Annotated in this window: 15 protein-coding genes; 6 read left to right on the top strand and 9 right to left on the bottom strand. The window is 68.6% G+C overall.

The window, feature by feature from the left end; all coding sequences use genetic code 11:
- The first annotated feature begins 2 nt into the window (after positions 1-2).
- Together DB31_RS18055 and DB31_RS18050 are read left to right on the top strand one after the other, a co-directional pair.
- Entirely contained in the window at positions 3-1,442 is a 1,440-nt protein-coding gene (locus DB31_RS18055) for a metallophosphoesterase family protein (RefSeq protein WP_240486747.1), read from the top strand.
- A gap of 12 nt (positions 1,443-1,454) precedes the next feature.
- Positions 1,455-2,213: a hypothetical protein gene (locus tag DB31_RS18050; protein WP_044189182.1), complete on the top strand. Its 759-nt coding sequence runs from the start codon at positions 1,455-1,457 to the stop codon at positions 2,211-2,213.
- A 3-nt stretch (positions 2,214-2,216) separates the two neighbouring features.
- Here the strand turns inward: DB31_RS18050 and DB31_RS18045 are convergent, their stop codons facing one another.
- From DB31_RS18045 to DB31_RS18010, 8 genes are all read right to left on the bottom strand, one after another.
- Entirely contained in the window at positions 2,217-2,591 is a 375-nt protein-coding gene (locus DB31_RS18045; protein WP_157232036.1) for a Gfo/Idh/MocA family oxidoreductase, read from the bottom strand.
- An 82-nt stretch (positions 2,592-2,673) separates the two neighbouring features.
- Positions 2,674-3,198 carry a hypothetical protein gene (locus DB31_RS18040; RefSeq protein ID WP_052420056.1) on the bottom strand — a complete coding sequence of 175 codons (525 nt, stop codon included), beginning with the start codon at positions 3,196-3,198 and terminating at the stop codon, positions 2,674-2,676.
- A 140-nt stretch (positions 3,199-3,338) separates the two neighbouring features.
- Positions 3,339-4,205 carry an SAM-dependent methyltransferase gene (locus DB31_RS18035; protein ID WP_044189179.1) on the bottom strand — a complete coding sequence of 289 codons (867 nt, stop codon included), beginning with the start codon at positions 4,203-4,205 and terminating at the stop codon, positions 3,339-3,341.
- Positions 4,202-4,930, bottom strand: coding sequence for a hypothetical protein (locus DB31_RS18030; protein ID WP_044189178.1), 729 nt, complete (start codon positions 4,928-4,930; stop codon positions 4,202-4,204). The genes DB31_RS18035 and DB31_RS18030 overlap by 4 nt, the downstream gene beginning before the upstream one ends.
- Complete coding sequence (locus DB31_RS18025) at positions 4,927-6,279, bottom strand: sensor histidine kinase (protein ID WP_044189174.1); 1,353 nt, start codon at positions 6,277-6,279, stop codon at positions 4,927-4,929. Before DB31_RS18025 ends, DB31_RS18030 begins: the two co-directional genes overlap by 4 nt.
- Positions 6,276-6,587: a hypothetical protein gene (locus tag DB31_RS18020; RefSeq protein ID WP_044189171.1), complete on the bottom strand. Its 312-nt coding sequence runs from the start codon at positions 6,585-6,587 to the stop codon at positions 6,276-6,278. The genes DB31_RS18025 and DB31_RS18020 overlap by 4 nt, the downstream gene beginning before the upstream one ends.
- Before the next feature lie 222 nt (positions 6,588-6,809).
- Positions 6,810-7,514, bottom strand: a complete 705-nt coding sequence (locus tag DB31_RS18015) for a class I SAM-dependent methyltransferase (protein ID WP_044189168.1) — start codon at positions 7,512-7,514, stop codon at positions 6,810-6,812.
- Positions 7,515-7,569: 55 nt separating this feature from the next.
- Positions 7,570-10,338 (bottom strand): M16 family metallopeptidase, encoded by a 2,769-nt coding sequence (locus tag DB31_RS18010; protein WP_044189166.1) that lies wholly within the window; start codon positions 10,336-10,338, stop codon positions 7,570-7,572.
- Between the two features lie 160 nt (positions 10,339-10,498).
- On the opposite strand from DB31_RS18010, the gene DB31_RS18005 reads away from it, so the two are divergent.
- The 4 genes from DB31_RS18005 to DB31_RS17990 all read left to right on the top strand — a co-directional run bounded on the left by DB31_RS18005 (position 10,499) and on the right by DB31_RS17990 (position 15,017).
- Complete coding sequence (locus DB31_RS18005; protein WP_044189164.1) at positions 10,499-10,939, top strand: hypothetical protein; 441 nt, start codon at positions 10,499-10,501, stop codon at positions 10,937-10,939.
- Between the two features lie 100 nt (positions 10,940-11,039).
- Positions 11,040-12,773, top strand: coding sequence for a NosD domain-containing protein (locus DB31_RS18000; protein WP_157232035.1), 1,734 nt, complete (start codon positions 11,040-11,042; stop codon positions 12,771-12,773).
- A gap of 24 nt (positions 12,774-12,797) precedes the next feature.
- A complete protein-coding gene (locus DB31_RS17995; RefSeq protein WP_044189162.1) occupies positions 12,798-13,529 on the top strand; it encodes a M90 family metallopeptidase in 732 nt (243 codons plus the stop codon).
- Between the two features lie 621 nt (positions 13,530-14,150).
- On the top strand, positions 14,151-15,017 hold the full coding sequence (locus DB31_RS17990) for a BstA C-terminal domain-containing protein (protein ID WP_157232034.1): 867 nt from the start codon (positions 14,151-14,153) through the stop codon (positions 15,015-15,017).
- Positions 15,018-16,174: 1,157 nt separating this feature from the next.
- Here the strand turns inward: DB31_RS17990 and DB31_RS17980 are convergent.
- A complete protein-coding gene (locus DB31_RS17980) occupies positions 16,175-16,594 on the bottom strand; it encodes a recombinase family protein (protein WP_052420053.1) in 420 nt (139 codons plus the stop codon).
- Between the last annotated feature and the right edge of the window lie 87 nt (positions 16,595-16,681).

The raw sequence follows: 16,681 nt of genomic DNA, 5'->3' as shown, positions 1-16,681 counted from the left end.
ACATGAGCGCCAACGTCGTCCTGCATGCGTGTGCCGCCGGCGCTGGCCGCTTGCGAGTCTGGCTCGGGGCTCGGGAGCGGACCACGGCCCCCGCGCTGAGCTGGAGCCTGGACGGGCAGCCCGCGGAGCCTCGTGCCCTGCGCCCCATTCAGAGCGTGCGCTCGGGCCCATTTCTCGGGGGCGACAGCCCGCGCATCTTCGCGGGCCTCTATGAGTTCTCCGTGCCCGGGGAGGTGGCTCGCGCGTTCCGGGTGGGCGTGAGCGTGGACGGTGCACCTCCTGTCACGTCGTCCCTGCGAGTGGTGCCGAGCGCCGTGCCCACGGGGCTGGAGACAGGCTTTCAGCTGCTGCTCTCCTCGTGCTTCTACCCGGACGAGGACCGGGGAGGTATGGCGGGCAAGTCCTTGGACGCCATTCTCCGGGGCGTCACGCCAGACATGCTCCTGCTGCTCGGGGATCAGGTGTACCTGGATCTGCCTCCGCTGCAGAATCTGCCGGATGCGCGCCCCGCGCTCGCGCGCAACTTCGAGCAGGACTACGCGCGCAGCTGGTTCGACGACGGCGCCTACGCCAAGGTGATCCACGCCGCGCCGTATGCGTGCGTGCCGGACGACCACGACTACTGGAACAACTTCCCCATGCCCTCGGTCCAGTCGCAGAACACCTGGAACGCTGCGGGGCGCGCGGCGTGGGCGGATGTGGCGCGGATGCTGTACGGGCAGTTCCAGCACGTGGACCCCACGCCGGTGGGCACGCCCGTGCAGATCGACGTGGATCCGCTCTCCTTCTTCCTCCTGGATGCGCGCTCATGGCGCGACCCGGACTTCCAGTTCACCATGACGCCCGGGGCCCGCGACGCGCTGGCGGACTGGGTGTCGCGCTGCATCCGCGAGCGCAAGTTTGGCGTCTTCGCCACCGGCCAGTCGCTGCCCATGAGCAGGGCAGGAGAGCTCAACCGCCGGTTCGGCGACTCGACGATGAACAACTACGCCGACTTCCGCTTCCTGATGGGACAGCTGGACCGGCTGATGCGCGAGGGCAGTGACGTGCTGCTCCTCACCGGCGACATGCACTGGGGCCGCATCCTGCGCCTGTCTCCGAAGGACGCGCTCGCCAGCGGGATGCAGATGATCGAGGTAATCAGCTCGCCCACCTCGCTCGTTGTCACGCCGGTCCGGGACCCCATTGCCGTGGCGCAGGCGGACAAGCGAAACCCGTGGCCCCGGCACTCGGACGCCACGCTGGTGGGGGGCGTGGTGGAGCTGGAGGGGGCGCGCTCGCCCTTCTTCGGCTACACGCTCTACCGCCACCGCGGCAACAACGTGTGCGTGCTGGCCTTCCGGCGCCGGGGCGACAGCCTCGAGGTGACGCCGCGCTACTACCCGCTGCACCCCACCCTGCAGCCCACCACCGCTTCTCCCTTCGTCCTCCGCCACCGCTAGCGAGTCCCTGTCATGCTCGACATCCGCTCCTCTCCCGCCACCGCGCCCAACCCGAACCTCGTGTGCCAGGCGCGCGCACGCAATCAGACGAACCTCGGCTGGCTCGGCCGTGCGCTGAAGGGGAGGGGAAAGAAGGGCGGCGGCGGGCCCCTCCTGGTGCTGCTCGGCGGGAGCGATCCCATCTCCTTCCGGCTGCGCGTGGCGCAGTCCCAGGTGCGGCATGACCTGACGCCCAGCGCCTGGTCCCACGTGGTGCTGGTGGAGTCCAGCGCGGACGAGCTGACCTCCGCCGCGGCCTGGGAGATCTCCCTCGACCCCGCAGGAGGCTTTGGCTACCCGCCGCCGACCAATGGCGTCCAGCGCGCGGACCTGCGCCGCTATGACGATGCGGGACGGTTCCCCAACATCGCGGTGCTGCACGTGCCGCTGGAGGCGGCGCCGGTGCGCGACACCGTGCAGCGCTTCATGCGCCAGCGCTCCACGCTGGACGCGGTGGATCTGGTGACGCGGTGGCTGCCGTACGTGTGGGGCGCGGGCCGGGCCACCAACCCACTGCTGGATGGCTTCGGCCTGCCCTCGGCGGCCATGGTGGAGCTGGTGCTGGGCGCGGCCGGCTTCGAGCTGTCGCCGGGCAACGCCAGCAGCGCGAGCTGCCCCGAGGCCATCTGGCAGGCCGCGCGCTGGTGGCACGAGTACCACGGCCGTGACGACGGTGCGCCGCTCTCCGGTGCGTACAGCGCGGAGCACGCGCTGTGCGCGGCCCCGGAGTAGCGGCTACGACGGAGGCTGCACGTTGACGTAGTCGGGCTCCTTCGCCGGTGGGCGGTGCTCCTCCTGCTCCTTCGTCGGCCGCTGGGGCTTCTCGAAGGGCGCCAGCTTCACCGGCTGGCCCGTGCGCGCGGACTCGTAGAGCGCGCGGATGATGCGCACGTCCGCCAACCCCTCCCAGCCGTCCGGCTCGGGGTCCCGTCCTTCGATGATGCAGTCACTGAAGGTCAGCAGCTCCGGTGCGATCTGATCCCTCGCCGGCACCTTGCCCTTGCGCGTCTTGCCCTCGGCGGTCAGCGCCCAGCGGATGTCACCCTTGTACTCGTAGGCGTTCTCCATCTTCAGCTCGTACGCGGCCACTGCCTCCGCCCCGAAGCTCACCGAGTTCCGAAATCAGGGCCCGGGAAGGGCTCGCGCCATCCCGGGCCCCATGGCCACTGAAGTTCAGCCCTGAAGTGGCGGGCTAGCGGGCCTCGGTGTTCGTGTCGCCGATGTTCTCCTGGTCATCGAGCTGGTTGCGCTGATCCAGGGTGCTCGGGTCCCGGTTCTTCTCGTCCAGGCTGTCCTGGGGCAGGGTGTTGGTGTCCATGTCCATGCCCGAGCCACCGGTGCCGCTGGTGTCCAGCGAATCCCCCGTGCCCGGCTGGTGCACGCTGCCCGAGCTGCCATGGTCCAGGTCATTGGCCGGCGGGACCACCGTGTCGTGGGTCGTGCCGCCGGTGTCATTCATCGAGCCCGAGCCGCCCGTGGCTCCCGTGCCGCCCAGCTCGATCCCCGGCTGGGTCTGATCCTGGGGAGTCCCTCCGATGGTGTTGCTGCTGCCCGGAATGGTGGAGTCCATGGGGCGCTGCTCACCTGCGGGCTGCTGCACCGGGGTGCCCGAGCCACCGGTGCCCAGCTCCTGCTCGGTCCGGGTCCGGTCCTGACACCCGGTGAACGCCAGCGCCGCAGCCACCGCACCCAGAGCCATCATTCGCTTGAAAGTCATGTCCGTCTCCCTTTTGGGTTGGAGTTGCCCAGAAGGCTGGGGGCTCTCCCCCGGAGAGGCATGGGACAAAGGCGCAGGTCCTCCTACAAGGCCCCAGGGCAGCCAGGCAGGCAGGGGCTGGCACCCCTGAGGATGGGCCTTCAGTCCGGGCGCCGGAGGATCATCATCGCGTAGTGGAGGCCTCCATCGAGGAAGGCCTGCTGCAGCCGCAGGTGCTGGCGCTGGGACTCGCTGCGGCCCAGGCCTTCGAGGCTCGAGCGCGGCAGCATGGCCCGCTCCCGCGCGAGGAGGTCCAGCGTCAGCGTCCAGAAGTTCACCGCCCGCCCGGAGATGTCCTGGTGGAGCTCCAGCTCCAGGCCCTCTGCGGCCGCTGCGCGGAAGTACTCCTCCACGGTGCCGATCTTCGCGCGCCAGTACTGGTCGAACGGCCCGGCCAGGTCGGGCCGGCCGAGGAAGCAGTCCGCGATGGCCAGGATGCCGCCCGGCCGCAGCAGCGAGTACACACGGCGGAACCACGCGCGGCGCGGCAGGTAGCACGAGCTCTCCACCGCCACCACGAGGTCAAAGCACTCGCGCCCGGGCAGCTCCAGCGCGTCGCACAGCACGGTGTTCACCCGGTCCGCCACGCCCTCCACGGCGGCGAATTGGTTCACCCAGGAAACGTGCGAGGGAACATTCGTGAGGGCGGTGACGCGCGCGCGGTGCACGGAGGCCCAGTACAGCGAGCTGCCTCCGAGCCCGCAGCCGACATCCAGCACGTGGCTGTCCCGGCGCGGCATTCCCGCGTCCAGCGCGAGCTCGCGCATGGTCAGCTCTTGGGACTCGTGAATGAGCGTGCGCAGGGCCGCTGGCGGCAGCCCGGGAGGCGGCGTGTCGTCCACCAGGCCGATGTGGTAGTGCACCCGGGGCCCGGGCCCGTAGCGCTGGAGGATGCCCTCCGTCTTGGCCTCATAGTACGCGGTGACTTCGGTGCCCGCTCGCTCCTGCCGCAGTGCTTCAGCGCTCATGGTGTGACCTCCGGAAGAATGGGATCGATTCGGCGCAGCGCCGCGTCCAGGCAGCGCAGGCCCTGGCGCCGCACGCCCTCCATGCCTGCCCGGGCCCAGCGCACCACCTCGCGCTGATCCTCCTCGGGCATGCTGAAGAAGCGCCGGTCCTTGGAGCGGATGTCTTCGGCGACGTGGGCGGCGATGCCCAGCAGGTGGCCCGCCACCGAGCACTCCGCCAGCGGCGTCCCAGCCCAGAGCAGGCGCAGGTACGAGGCCCACTGCTGCCCCGCGAGCCCCTCGGCCACCTGCCGGAAGACGGGCGCCGTCCACTCCAGCGTCCGCACCTCCAGGGCCTGGGGACCGGCGGCCTGCGCCAGCACCAACGCCGCCTCGGTGAGCACATTCGAGGGGATGTCCGCCCGTGCCAGCGTGGACCAGGCCATGTTCTGCAGGAGGAACTGCACGTAGGGCCCGACCTGGAACGGCCGCGTGTAGTACGTGCAGTCCCCATCGCTGAGATCATCCGCGAGGTTGCCCGCGGCGAAGCTGAGGAAGATGCCCGCGCCGCGGATCAGCAGCGACTCGCGCTGGAGCCCGGCCTCCACGCCGGCCTCGTACAGCAGCGCGAGAGGCCCTGGGTGCGCCGCCTCCAGCGCGGCCATCACGTCCCGCTCGGCCTGCTCGGGAAGCGCCAGCTTGCGAAGCACCCGAAGAGACTCCTGATAGATGGCTCCTCCGCTCATGCGCGCACCTCCCTCGGGAGTAGGACTCGCAGCACCGCGCCTCCCGCAGGCGCGTTCTGGCGCTCCAGCACACCTCCACTGGCGCGAATGAGGCACTCGCTCGTGTAGAGCCCCAGCCCCGTGGCCTGGGGCTTGGTGGTGGACAGGCCTTGAATGGGCGCGGCCAGCCGCTCGGGCGGAAAGCCGGGGCCGTCGTCCGAGATGACCATCTCCAGCCTTCCGCTCAGGGGCTCGGTGCGTGCGGAGATGCGCACGCTCCCGGCGGCGCGCATGCCATCGCCTTCGCACGCGTTGGTGACGAGGTTCTCGACGACCCGCCGCAGCGTCGTGGTGCCTCCGCGCACCCAGGCGCGCAGGGCCGTCTGGCGGTCCGCCTGCACCTGGATGTCCACTTCGGGGAAGCGCAGCGCCACGCTCTGGCGCACCGAGTCCAGCACCGGCACCAGGTCCACGCCCTCGGGCTCTCCGCCGATGTGGCGGCGGCCCTTCTGGTGGATGTCCATGACGCGCTCGCGGATGTGCGAGAGGTCCGAGTGGAGTTGCTGCACGAGCCGCTCCGGCTCTCCGCGGCCCAGGGTGCCTCCGCGGGCGACGAGCCCCTTGAGCAGATCCGCGGCGCTGCCCGCCGACAGCAGCGCGTCACGGATGTCCTGGCTGTGGTGGATGATCTCCGTGAGGGCCTGGGACATGCGGCCCACGTCGCGCTCCTGCTGGGCCAGCATCTGCGCCTGGACGGCGGCGCGCAGCCGCTCCGCCTCCGCGGCCGTCCGGTCATGCTGGAGGGCGAAGGTGCCCAGGTAGAGCTCGGCCATCAGCGCCGCCGGGCCGATCACGCCGAACAGGGGCAGGTTCTCCGGCCGCGTCAGGAGGGCGGCCAGCCCCAACGCCAGCGCCGTGCCCAGGGGGAGGAACGGCGTGCGAGGCGTCACCCGGAAGATTCGTCCGTGAAAGGCCGCGGTGAAGAGGAAGAAGCCGGCGAAGAGGGTGGCGCCGCTCGGGGCGGAGATGGCCATGAGGCTGGCCACGAAGAACTGGAGCCCCGCGGTGCCGGTGAGCGACAGCACCCACCCCCACGTCTCGATGTGCTGGCGCCGGCGGTGCAGCAGGGCGAAGGCGAAGTCCACCAGGGCAGGGCCCAGGCACAGCAGGGCGGTACCCGGGTCCAGGCCGAAGAACTCCTGGGCGCGGGGGGCCCACGTGGCGGCCGCGAGCAGTACGAGGATCAGCGCGACGAGGGACAGCCACGCGCCCACGCTGCTGGCCGCGAGGACCTCGGGGACGTTCTGGGCGTGGACCCAGCGGCGGAAGGCGGCGCGAACGCCCCCGCGCATGCGTGAGAGCAGGCTCATACGACGGTGAGAACCAGCGTCTCCGACTGCTTGTTGAGGGCATTGGTCTCCACGGTGGCCCGCGCTGCGCGCTGCGCCAGCTCCCGGACGATGTCCGGCTGGCCCTCGCGCACCACGCGCACCTCCACCTCGCCGCCCGCGAGGACGTGGTGCATGGCCTCCACCACGGGCCGCAGGGTCGGGTTGAGCTCCACCGCGCCGGTGTGGCCCTCCATGGCTCCCAGGTCCCGGACGCGCTCCAGGTACTCCCCGAGCGACGCGGCGAACGAGAGATGGATGATGCGGCGTGAAGCGCTGTCCTGGCTCATGCGGTGCCCCCGTGTGGTGAGGCGGGGCCGAAAGGGGGAGCCCGGAGCGATGCAGTAAGAACTGTCTGAAAGACCCATGCTGGCTCCCCCCCGGGTCCAGCCTTCAATCACACGCCCATGTCACGCGAGAGGCCGGGGGGGCGTCAAACCACGGCTCGGGGAACTGTTGGCCACGGTGCAGCCGCGCGGGCCCGACCGGTTGTGAGTCGACACAGCCCCTCCCTAAAGGGCGGGGGCGCCTGTGCGGTCCAGTGTGACTCGGAGAACACGGGCCTTCTTCGCGCGCTTGCGGCTGAGCTCCACGCCCACCGCGTCCAGGCCCAGCGCGTTGGCCACCGCGAGCACCGTGCCGTGGCCACAGAACGGATCAACCACCGTGCGCGTCGCCGTGTGCTCGAGGATGAAGCGGCACGCCGCCAGACAGGCGTGCAGGCCCATGCCGCGCGTCCACGTCACCTCGCCCGCGTCGGGCAGCACATCCGGCGTGGCCTTGCCCAGGTCCACGCGGATGCCTCGCGAGAAGCACAGCATGTGCGAGTACGCAGGGCGCCCGAACGTCACCGTGCCGGGGGGCCGCCGGCACACCACCTTGTGCCAGAGCAGCTCGCAGCCGGCCTCCTCGGCGGCCTTGCTGATGAGGTACCCCTTGTCCACCCAGGCCCCGTCCTTCTTCACATCGGTCTGGTAGAAGATGGCCACGCCCTGCGCTGGCACCTTCGACATGACGAGGACGGCCGCGCGGATGAACCACTGCTTCCACTCGGCCAGCGAGAGCTCGGGGAACTCGGACACGTCCGGCAGCGAGGTGATGGCCGAGCAGCCCTCCAGCACCTGCCGGCCCTCCAGCCACACCCGCGCATCGGCGCACTCCACCGTGCGCTGGCCCTCGGGCCGCTCCGATGCTCCACCCGCACCTGACTCCGTCACGTGTCCTCCGCCCGTGGCTTCGAGCGCCGCAGGATGCCCGGATGGGACAGTGCTGTCACCGCTCCTGCTTCGGCTGGGTGGACCGGGACAGCACCTCCACCGGGTAGCCCGCGCTCTCCAGTTGCGGCCGCAACGTGGCTGCGTCCCCGAGGATGATCACCGCCTCCGAGCCCAGGCCGAGCTTCCTCACCAGCGCCTGCACGGCCTCGGGCGTCACCGCCGCGATGGCTTCCGGATACGTCTCCCAGAAGTCCGGAGGACGCCCGAGGCGCTCCAGCTCCAGCAGCCGCTCCGCCGCCGCGGCCGACGTCTGGAAGCGCAAGTCATAGCCGCGAGCCACCTGCCAGCGCGCCAGCTCCACCACCTCGCGTGGCAGCAGCTCCGCCTCCAGCGTGCCCAGCTCGGCGAGGAGCTGCTCCAGCGCGCCCGCTGCCGCGCCACGCTCGACCGCCGCGCGGATTCTTAACAACGAGGCGCGCGGCCGGGCCTCATGTCCCACGCGGACGCCATAGGTGAGCCCCAGTCGCTCCCGGAGCTGACGGTCCAGCCGGTGCTCCAGCAGCCACACCAGCGCGCTCGCCGCCGCGTCCTCTTGGGCCGACAGCTCCGGCCAGCGGACGCCCACCAGCAGCTCCGCTTGAGAGGCACCGGGCCGGTCCAGCACCACCACCTGTCTCCGGCGCGGCAGCGGCGGAACCGGAGGCGGCTCCACGCGTCCGCCCTTTCCTCGCCACCGCCCGAGCATCTCCGACACCAGGGTGCGCAGCTTGGGAGCCGGCGGCAGATCCCCCACCAGCAGGAGCGTCGCCCGGTCCGGGTTCAGCTCCTCCTTCACCCACTTCGTGGCCTGGGACGCGGTGAACCGCTTCGCCTCCTCCACGCCCGGTGCGAGGCCGTAGGGGTGGCCGGGGAACATGCGGGACAGCAGCGCACGCTCGGCGAGCACGTCCGAGCTCGAGGCCTCGCGCTCCAACTGGCGCACCTGCCAATCCTGGACAGCCTCGAAGGGCCGCAGCTCCACCTCCGCGTCCCACATCCACTGCTGCATGTCCTCCAGCACGTGAACGAGGTTTCCCGAGGGCGCGGACACGGAGAGCACGGGCTGGCCCTCCTCGCGGAGCTGGAGCTCGGTGCGCGCGCCCACCTTCGCCCCGTGGTACCACTTGCGGCCCGCGGACATGTACGAGCCATGGACCGCGAGCCGTGACAGCGACAGGGCGCCCTCGGTGGTGGGCGTCTGCGTCCGCACCCACAGGCGGGCCTCCAGCAGCGGCATGCCCGTGCGGCGCAGCGCCACCACCTGGAGGCCGTTGCCCAGGATGAAGCGCTCGGCCTGGGCCAGCCCTGGAGGGCGGGCCACCTGGCGCGCGTCCGAGGCTCCCGGCGGGAGGCTCCGCTCCTCGTCACCGAAGTCCTCTGGGCCCGCCAGCGGAGCAAAGCGCTCGGCCACCGTGGCGCGTCCGGAGCCGGCTTGCTCCGGCACCATCAGCAGCATGCGGGCGCGCTCTCGCCGCACGTACTTGTAGAGGTAGGGCCCGAGGTCCCGGGAGAGCCCTTCGCGGATCTGCTGGGGCCAGCCCTGCACGTAGTCCGGCTCGCCCGTGGCGCGCAGGAAGCGGGCCGCCTCGCGGGCGGGGAACTGCTCCAGGGAGCGGAAGGCCTCGGTGAGCAGCGAGGAGCGCGCGGCGGCGGTGAGCCCGCCCAGCCTGCCCGGGTTCCCATAGAGGTCCACGAGCTGATCCAGCACGAGGTCCGCTACGTCCTCGGCATCCTCCGCCTTCATCAAGTCCACGCGGGCGACGAGGAGCGTGACGCCATCGAGCACCTCCAGCGTCACGGAGCTGCCGTGGGCCTGCTCCTCGCGGGCGAGCTGCGTGGCCAGCCGGTTGTTCAGCATGCCCTCTGCGGCGAAGGCTTGGGGCGTCATGCCCGAGTACAAGCCCGGCACGGTCCACACCAGCCACAGGCGCGGGTGCTCCACGGGGCCGCTGCGCACCACCCTGGGAGCCCGCGCGCGCGACTCGGCAGGGAAGGGCGGAGGCTCGCGGCGCACCGGCTTCGAGGGGCCGCTCTTCCCCGAGAGCGTGAGCTCCGCGAAGCCCTGCGTCACCGTGCTCCGCATCGCGTCCGCGGGCTTCGGGCCGGACACCACCACCACCACGTGCGCCGAGGTGTAGTGCGCCTGGACGAAGGCGCGCGCATCCTCCAGCGTGAGCCGCTGCAGCGACTCTGGAGTGCCTCCCGAGGTGCGCCCATAGGGGTGGCTGGGCAACAGCACCTCGTGCAGCCACCGCTGCTGCGCGCCCTCGGGGCTCGTCTCGTAGCGCTGGCGCAGCTCCGCCACCACCACGTCCCTCGCGACGCGGAAATCCTCCTCGGTGACGTGCCGCAGAGGGTCGCGAAGCCGCTCGGCCTCCAGCGCCGTCAGCAGCGGGAGCTGCTCGGGAGGCGCGGTGAAGAAGTAGTCCGTGCTGTCATAGGAGGTGACGGCGTTGAACTCGGCACCCGAGGCCAGCAGCAGGCTCGCCAGCCGAGGAGCCTTCTCGCCACCGGGCCGGGCCTGGAAGGTGAGGTGCTCCACGAGGTGTGCCAGTCCCTCTTTTCCCGAGGGCTCATCCGTCGCGCCCACACGGTAGGAGACGTTCATCGTCACCCGGGACATGTGCGGTGCCTCGTGCACCACCAACCGGAGTCCACTGGGGAACTCTTCGTAGGCACCACGGAACGCCACGGGCCGGGCCAAGGGCCGGTTCGGAGGCAGCGTCAGCGCGGTGCAGCCCAGCAGCAGGCTGAGCCACAGCAGCAGGACCCAGCGAAGGGACATGGGACGCACACTATGCCCCGTTGATTGAGATCCAAAAACAGGTTAAACATTCAAATCAGGAAGTAACGAAACTGCCGGTAAAATCAGGTTTGCCCGTGAAGGCCGGTCCGCAGCGCACGGCTGGACTGCATGGGCCAGAAGACTCCGAGGAGGAGAGACAATGTCCTGGAGGATGACCTTCGAGTACGACCCGCAGAATGACGTGGTGCTCGCGCACTTCTCGCGCTGCCTGTTGGTGAGCGCGGTGGACGTACAGCAGTGGAAGGCGGACATGGAGGAGAAGCTCTCCCAGTTCGGCCGCAAGGTGGACCTGCTGCTGAACCTGGAAGGGCTCGAGGTGACGTTCACGGCGGGCCGGCTGTTCGGCCAGGCGCGGCGCGAGGTGCTGGAGCGCTACACCCAGCGCGCGTACTGCTACGGCGGCGACGAGATGACGCGGATGTTCCTCAGCACCAGCGGCGTGCTGCACGGCCACCCGGTGAACCAGTACGAGACGCGGGTGCAGGCGCTGATGGCGCTGCTGTCGGAGCGGGACGCGATGCGGCGGCGCACGACGGTGATGCGGCCCTCGAGCGCACACCAGCTGGCGGCTGTTCGCTGATCCACAGTCAGCGGAGTACCCTGGACAGAGAGATGTGAGCCGGCCTGCCATGAGGGTGGGCCGGTTGCGCTTCCGAGCGATGCGCCAGGGAGTTCGAGACATGATCCGGTTGAGCGCGAGGACCCTGCCTTGGCTGGCTGGGGTGTGGATGCTGGCGTGGCTGGGGTGCGCGGCCGAGGTAGCGCCCGGGGAGGAGCCCTGTGGCACGGGCGCGTGCGAGCCTGCGCCGCTGTTGCCCACGGTCCGCGCGGTAACGCCCACGGCGCTGAGCGCGGTCCCGGGTGAGCTGGTGAGGCTGAGCGTCTCGGCCGATGATCCCAACGGTGGGCCGTTGATGTTCGCCTGGAAGGCGAGCACCGGCACCCTGGGAGTCCCTGTGCAGACGGGGAACACGAGCGAGGTGCTGTGGACGGCGCTCTCCTGTGTGCCCGTGGGGTTAAGGCCGACGGTTGAAGTGACGGTCACCAACGCTGGTGGGCTGAGCGTGCGCCTGCGCTTCGAGGTGGCGTGGAACGGGCCGGCCTGTGGGCACCCACCGTGTGACGTGACGCTCGACTCGGGCGTTCTCTCGCTGAAGGGGGACTGCACCACGGACACGCCGGTGTTCATCCCGGAAGGGCACACGCTGGAGGGTTTCGAGCACTGGATTGTCGCGAGGGATCCGGTGGGCGGCGCGTTCAAAGGGGCCATCGTGCGCAACCGGGGGGAGCGGACCTTCGTGCGCAACCTGAAGGTGAAGGCGCAGGGGCTCCAGAAGGACGGGCCATGCGATGGGGGCGAGGACCGGCTGCGGGGAATCCTGCTGCAGGATGCCACGGGTTCCGTGACGAGGACCGAGGTGGTGGACATCCGCCGGAACCAGCGGAGCGAGGGCAACCCCGAGGGCACGCCGCGAGGCTGCCAGGAGGGCATCGCCATCGAGGTCCGCAACCGGGACGCCACGGTCACGAAGACGGTGGAGCTCCGGAACAACCAGGTCCGTGGGTATCAAAAGGGAGGCATCCTGGTGACTGGGCGGGTGAATGCCACGGTGGTGGAGAACGGGGTGACGGGGGCGGGGCCGGTGGCGCACATCGCGCAGAACGGACTGCAGCTCAGCGATGGGGCGACGGGCGAGGTGACGAGGAACCAGGTGTCTGGCCACGCGTACACGGGGAGCACGGACGTGGCCTCGGGCATCCTGGTGGCGGGTGGGCCGTACTTCGGGATGGCACTGGTGCGGGACGCGCTCATCCAGGGCAACACGGTGACGGGGAACGACATTGGCATCTACCTCGATCAGGCCGAGGCGGATGGCAGCGGCCCGGCGACGGCGACGCGGATCCAGGTGGTGGGCAACACCTTGCGGAACGAGGCGGTGACGAACGGCTATCCGTACCAGGCGGCCATCTCGGATCTCGGGGGCGGCAACATCCTCCATTCGAATGAGATCTCGGGCGCGGGGTACGATCCGGTCACGCAGCCAGGGGCCACGTTTGCTGTGGATGTGGTGGCAGGGCCCGCGTCCCGGGTGACGTTCCTCACGCCTGCGCGGACGGTGGCGGCAGGAGCGTGTTCGGGCCAGGTGCTGGTGCAGAGCCAGGACGCGGGGGGCAACCTGTCGACGGCGTCTCCGGCGGTGTTCAGCCTGACGGCGAGCGGGGGCGCGGCTTCGGGCCTCACCTTCTATGCGGACTCGGCGTGTGCGGGGCCGATGATCAGCGCGGTGGAACTCTCCACGCCCGAGGCGGCTGGAGCCTTCTTCTTCAAGGTGGCGCAGACGGGGACAGTGGCGCTCACGGTGTCCAACGGGAGCGTGAGTGGCACTCAGGAGCAGACGGTCGTCAGCTTCTGATTCACGTGGCAAGCTGCCGCGTTGATGGCTGGTCCCTTCCGCTGGTTTCACCGACGACAGTTGCTGCGCCGGCCCTTTCCGCCCGAGTGGCTGGGCTACCTGGAGGCGCGCGTGCCGGTCTTCCGAGTGCTCTCGCCGGAGCTGCGCCAGCGCTTCCAGGACTTCCTGAAGGTGTTCGTCTGGGAGAAGGAGTTCATCGGAGCCAACGGCTTCGAGATTACGGACGAGGTGCGCGTGGTGGTGGGGGCCACGGCGGTGCAGCTCGTGCTGCACCTGGGGCTCGGGTACTACGACCGGCTGAGGGAGATCATCGTTTACCCGGGTTCGTTCAAGTTGCCGGAGCGAACCGGGGAGGTGCTGGGCGAGGCGAAGCACTGGGGGCAGGTGATCCTCTCGTGGCAGGCGGTGCTGGCGGGGCTGAGTAACCCGAGGGATGGGCACGACACGGCGGCGCACGAGTTCGCCCATGCGCTGGATCGCGCGGACGGTGCCTTCGATGGGACACCGAGGCTGCGGGAGTACTCGCACTATCGCGCGTGGGCAGCGGTGATGGACGAGCACTACCAGGCGCTCCGGGAGGGCCGGCCGCAGGAGCGCAAGGTGATGGACGACTACGGCGCGCTGAACGAGGCGGAGTTCTTCGCGGTGGCGACAGAGTCCTTCTTCGAGAAGCCCCGGCAGATGAAGGAGCGCACGCCGGACCTGTACGAGGAGCTGAAGCGCTTCTACGGGTGGGATCCGGCCACTGGGGCGTGAAGGAAGTGCTTCTCGCCCCTCTTCCGTTGAACGCCTGGGTTTTTGGGGGCCTGCCCATGAACAGGTTCGGGCCGTGGTGACCCAAATAGCAAAAAAAGAGGGTCCCGCAACAGACCCTCAGTGCCTTCCGCTTTGCGGGTAGTGAAGTCCGGTGGCTCGGACTCTCGGGTAGTGCCCCGCGAGGTCCTCTTCATTCGCCCCTCCAGACGGAGACCGCCATAGCGGGAACCGGGATGGGGCAGGGGCATTGGCCACACTGGGGGTGGGCCCTAGGGGTACAGGGGGAGAACTTTGAGCGGGAAAGACCAAGGGTGGCCCCGCGAAAATCGCCACCAAAAGCACGGAGCCTCTGAGTCCCGTTCTGTAGACCACAGAAGCGCTTCAGATCGACGGAAAGGGGCCGCCAAGCGCTGGAGGGGCCGCGCCTCACCCGGGGGATCTCTCTCTCCGCTTCGTGGATCCTGAGGCCAGCCAGGGGCCTTTACGGGCATGTAGGGAAGGGGCTGGGTTGACTGAACGGATGTGCCTGGGCATACTATGTCACGTATGGTCAGTCCAGTCGGACACCCTACGTGAAGCATCCTGTACCGCGTAGCCACGAAACAGGGGGAGGTACCCACCTTGCAACTCGCACTGCCGATGAAGGTTGTAGTCGAGAAGACGATCAACGAGGTGCAGATGGGCGTGCTGGAAGACGGGACTGCCTATCTCTCAGCACGTGGGCTTGCGCGCGCTTGTGGCGTTGTTCCAAGTGCCGTCATTGCGCAGGGTGCCAACTGGTCCAAGGGCAAGCGGGACGGGAAGCTGGCCAGGATGCTCATGAAGGCGGGGATCACACGCCGGACCCTGCATCTGCAGACTGGAGGCACTGAGCACCCATACCCCGATGACGTCTGCATGGTCTTCCTAGATTACTACGCGTTCGAGGTTGCTCAGCCGAGTAAGAAAGCGCGGGACGTGTACCGGAAGTTTGCTCATGCCGGTATGAAGGCGTTCGTCTACAACGCACTCGGGTACACCCCTACTCAGAATCAGGCCGTTCCTGAGCACTGGCGGAAGTACTACGACCGCCTCATGTTGAACCCCCTCCCCGCTGGTTACTTCAGCGTGTTCCGGGAAATGGGCGACGTGGTAGTGACCGCTGCTCAGAACGGACTCCCGCTGGACGAACATACGGTGCCAGACATCAGCATCGGGATGGCTTGGTCTCAGTACTGGGAGGAAAGCGGCGCACAGGCGCGGCTCGGCAAGCGTAAGAAGTACCCGCACCGCTACCCGGCCTATTTCCCGCAGGCGAAAGGGGGGGTTGAGGCGTGGATCTATCCTCTCGCGGCCCTTAGTGAGTTCTGGATCTGGATGCAGGAAACCTACCTGCCCGAGAAGTTCCCTAAGTACCTCACGCGCCAAGTGAGCAAGGGCGTCCTACCTGCTCGCGCAGTTGATGCGATCCTCGCTGCCGTCGATCCGAAGAAGCTGCCTGACGCTTAGCCCCACTTAGAGCCTCAGTCCCTTATGGGCCACGATGCCGACCACCCGCTGGGGATACCTCCCTCCCCGCTCAACGAGGCACGCACTATGGCTTGGAAGTTCAGCGGAGAGTACGAACACCCGCACAGCATGCAGAGGTACACGTACGAAGCGAAGTTCAGAGCAGGCGACAGCCCCCAAGTGATCATTTGGGACGCGACTGTCAGATGCGATGCTGAACTTCGGGGGACGCCTGGTGGCATCCTGCACCGCTCTGGTCAGTCCGACTTGGACATGCTTCAAGCGCAGGTGCGTACTCTTGTGGAAGCGTCGATCCATGGTGCTGTTGGTGTGCGGCTTTAAGCCTGCTCCGCTGGTTTCTGGTTAAGAACTCCTAACAAAAATAAGGGCTGGAGCCACCGCCCCGAGGGGAGAGGCCCCTCAAAGCTGATTTTTGTTAGGAGTTCTAAGGCCCCCCAGCCTCAAACAGCCCCTCCAGGGCCTCCAGGGGCCTCGCAGGGCCACGTTGCCGGGCAACCCTCTGTGGGGGGCCGCGCCACCTTCCGTGGCTCCTAGGGCCTTTCAGGGCCTTCAAGGCGTAAGGCAGTTTTGAAGGGTGGAGGGGGGAAAGTCTCTTCTCCTTCCACAGGGTTAGACGGGGGGGCATTCGGGCGAGGACAGGAGGACCAGTCCAGTCCTGCTCCCACAAAGGACGCCGGCAGTCAGGGGAATGCTCGGCTGGTATGCGCCGAGTGTGGTGGGACGGGGAAGTGCTGCAACATTCGGGAGTGCCCTGGGCTCTGTCGGCCGTGCGGAGTGGAGACGATCCTCAAGAAGCGCGGCGTAACGATCGCGGCGGTCGCGAGCGCGACTCACCTTGAGCGCGGGCTGATCTGATCGAAAAACCAAGACAGTGCCCGCACTTGCGAGTTCCAGGGGCCTACAGCCCCCGGGCCCCCTGTGGCGTCGAGAAGCCCCTGTTTTGCCAAGAAGCGGACGCAAAACAGGGGCTTCTCGACGCGATCGTTCAGAACGATCCTGCCCAGCGCGGTCAGCCAGGAGTTGGAGAGCCCGCGACCCGAAGCTCGCTAACCCACCGATTTTGCGAGTTCCTGATCCTAATCCGGGAGGACGATCCCGCGCTTCGCCGCGATCCCCGCGATCGAAAACCCGCGTTATCAGAGGGTCGTTTCCAACATGAGGTCCATGGGGTTCATCGTCATCGACGCTTGGGAGTAGACCTTCCCGTCATAGAGCGTCACGAGCGAGATCCCCCGAGCAAGGATGTTCGTCAGGGTGCCAAGTGCAATCCAGGCTGCTTCGCGGCTGATGCGGTCCAGGCTCTCAACAAGCAGGTACGAACCCGGTTCCACTTTCCCAGCCTCTACGGCAGCGAGGAAGGCTCCAAGCTGTCCATCTTCCCCCGCGTTCTTGCCCCGGAAGGCACTCACCCCCAAGTCCTTGAACGTCAACCTGTCGTCCAGGTCCAGGTGGTGATCTACCGCGTACTTCTGGGCGAGGGTGCTTTGCCGCCGGTGGGAATCTCCCTTCATTTGCTCGGGGGTGCTGAATCGCAGGTAGCTGTACGCCTTGGCCATGGCCGTCTCCAGGAGAGAGGAGAGGACCCAGGGGCCTTTCCTCGTGCTACTGGAAGGGCAAATGGGTCCCCACGGCCCGCCCATGAA

The sequence above is a fragment of the Hyalangium minutum genome (assembly GCF_000737315.1).
In the GTDB taxonomy this organism is placed as follows: Bacteria; Myxococcota; Myxococcia; order Myxococcales; family Myxococcaceae; genus Hyalangium; species Hyalangium minutum.
The sequence above is the reverse complement of the archived record's forward strand: the minus strand, read 5'-3'. Positions and strand labels throughout refer to the sequence as shown.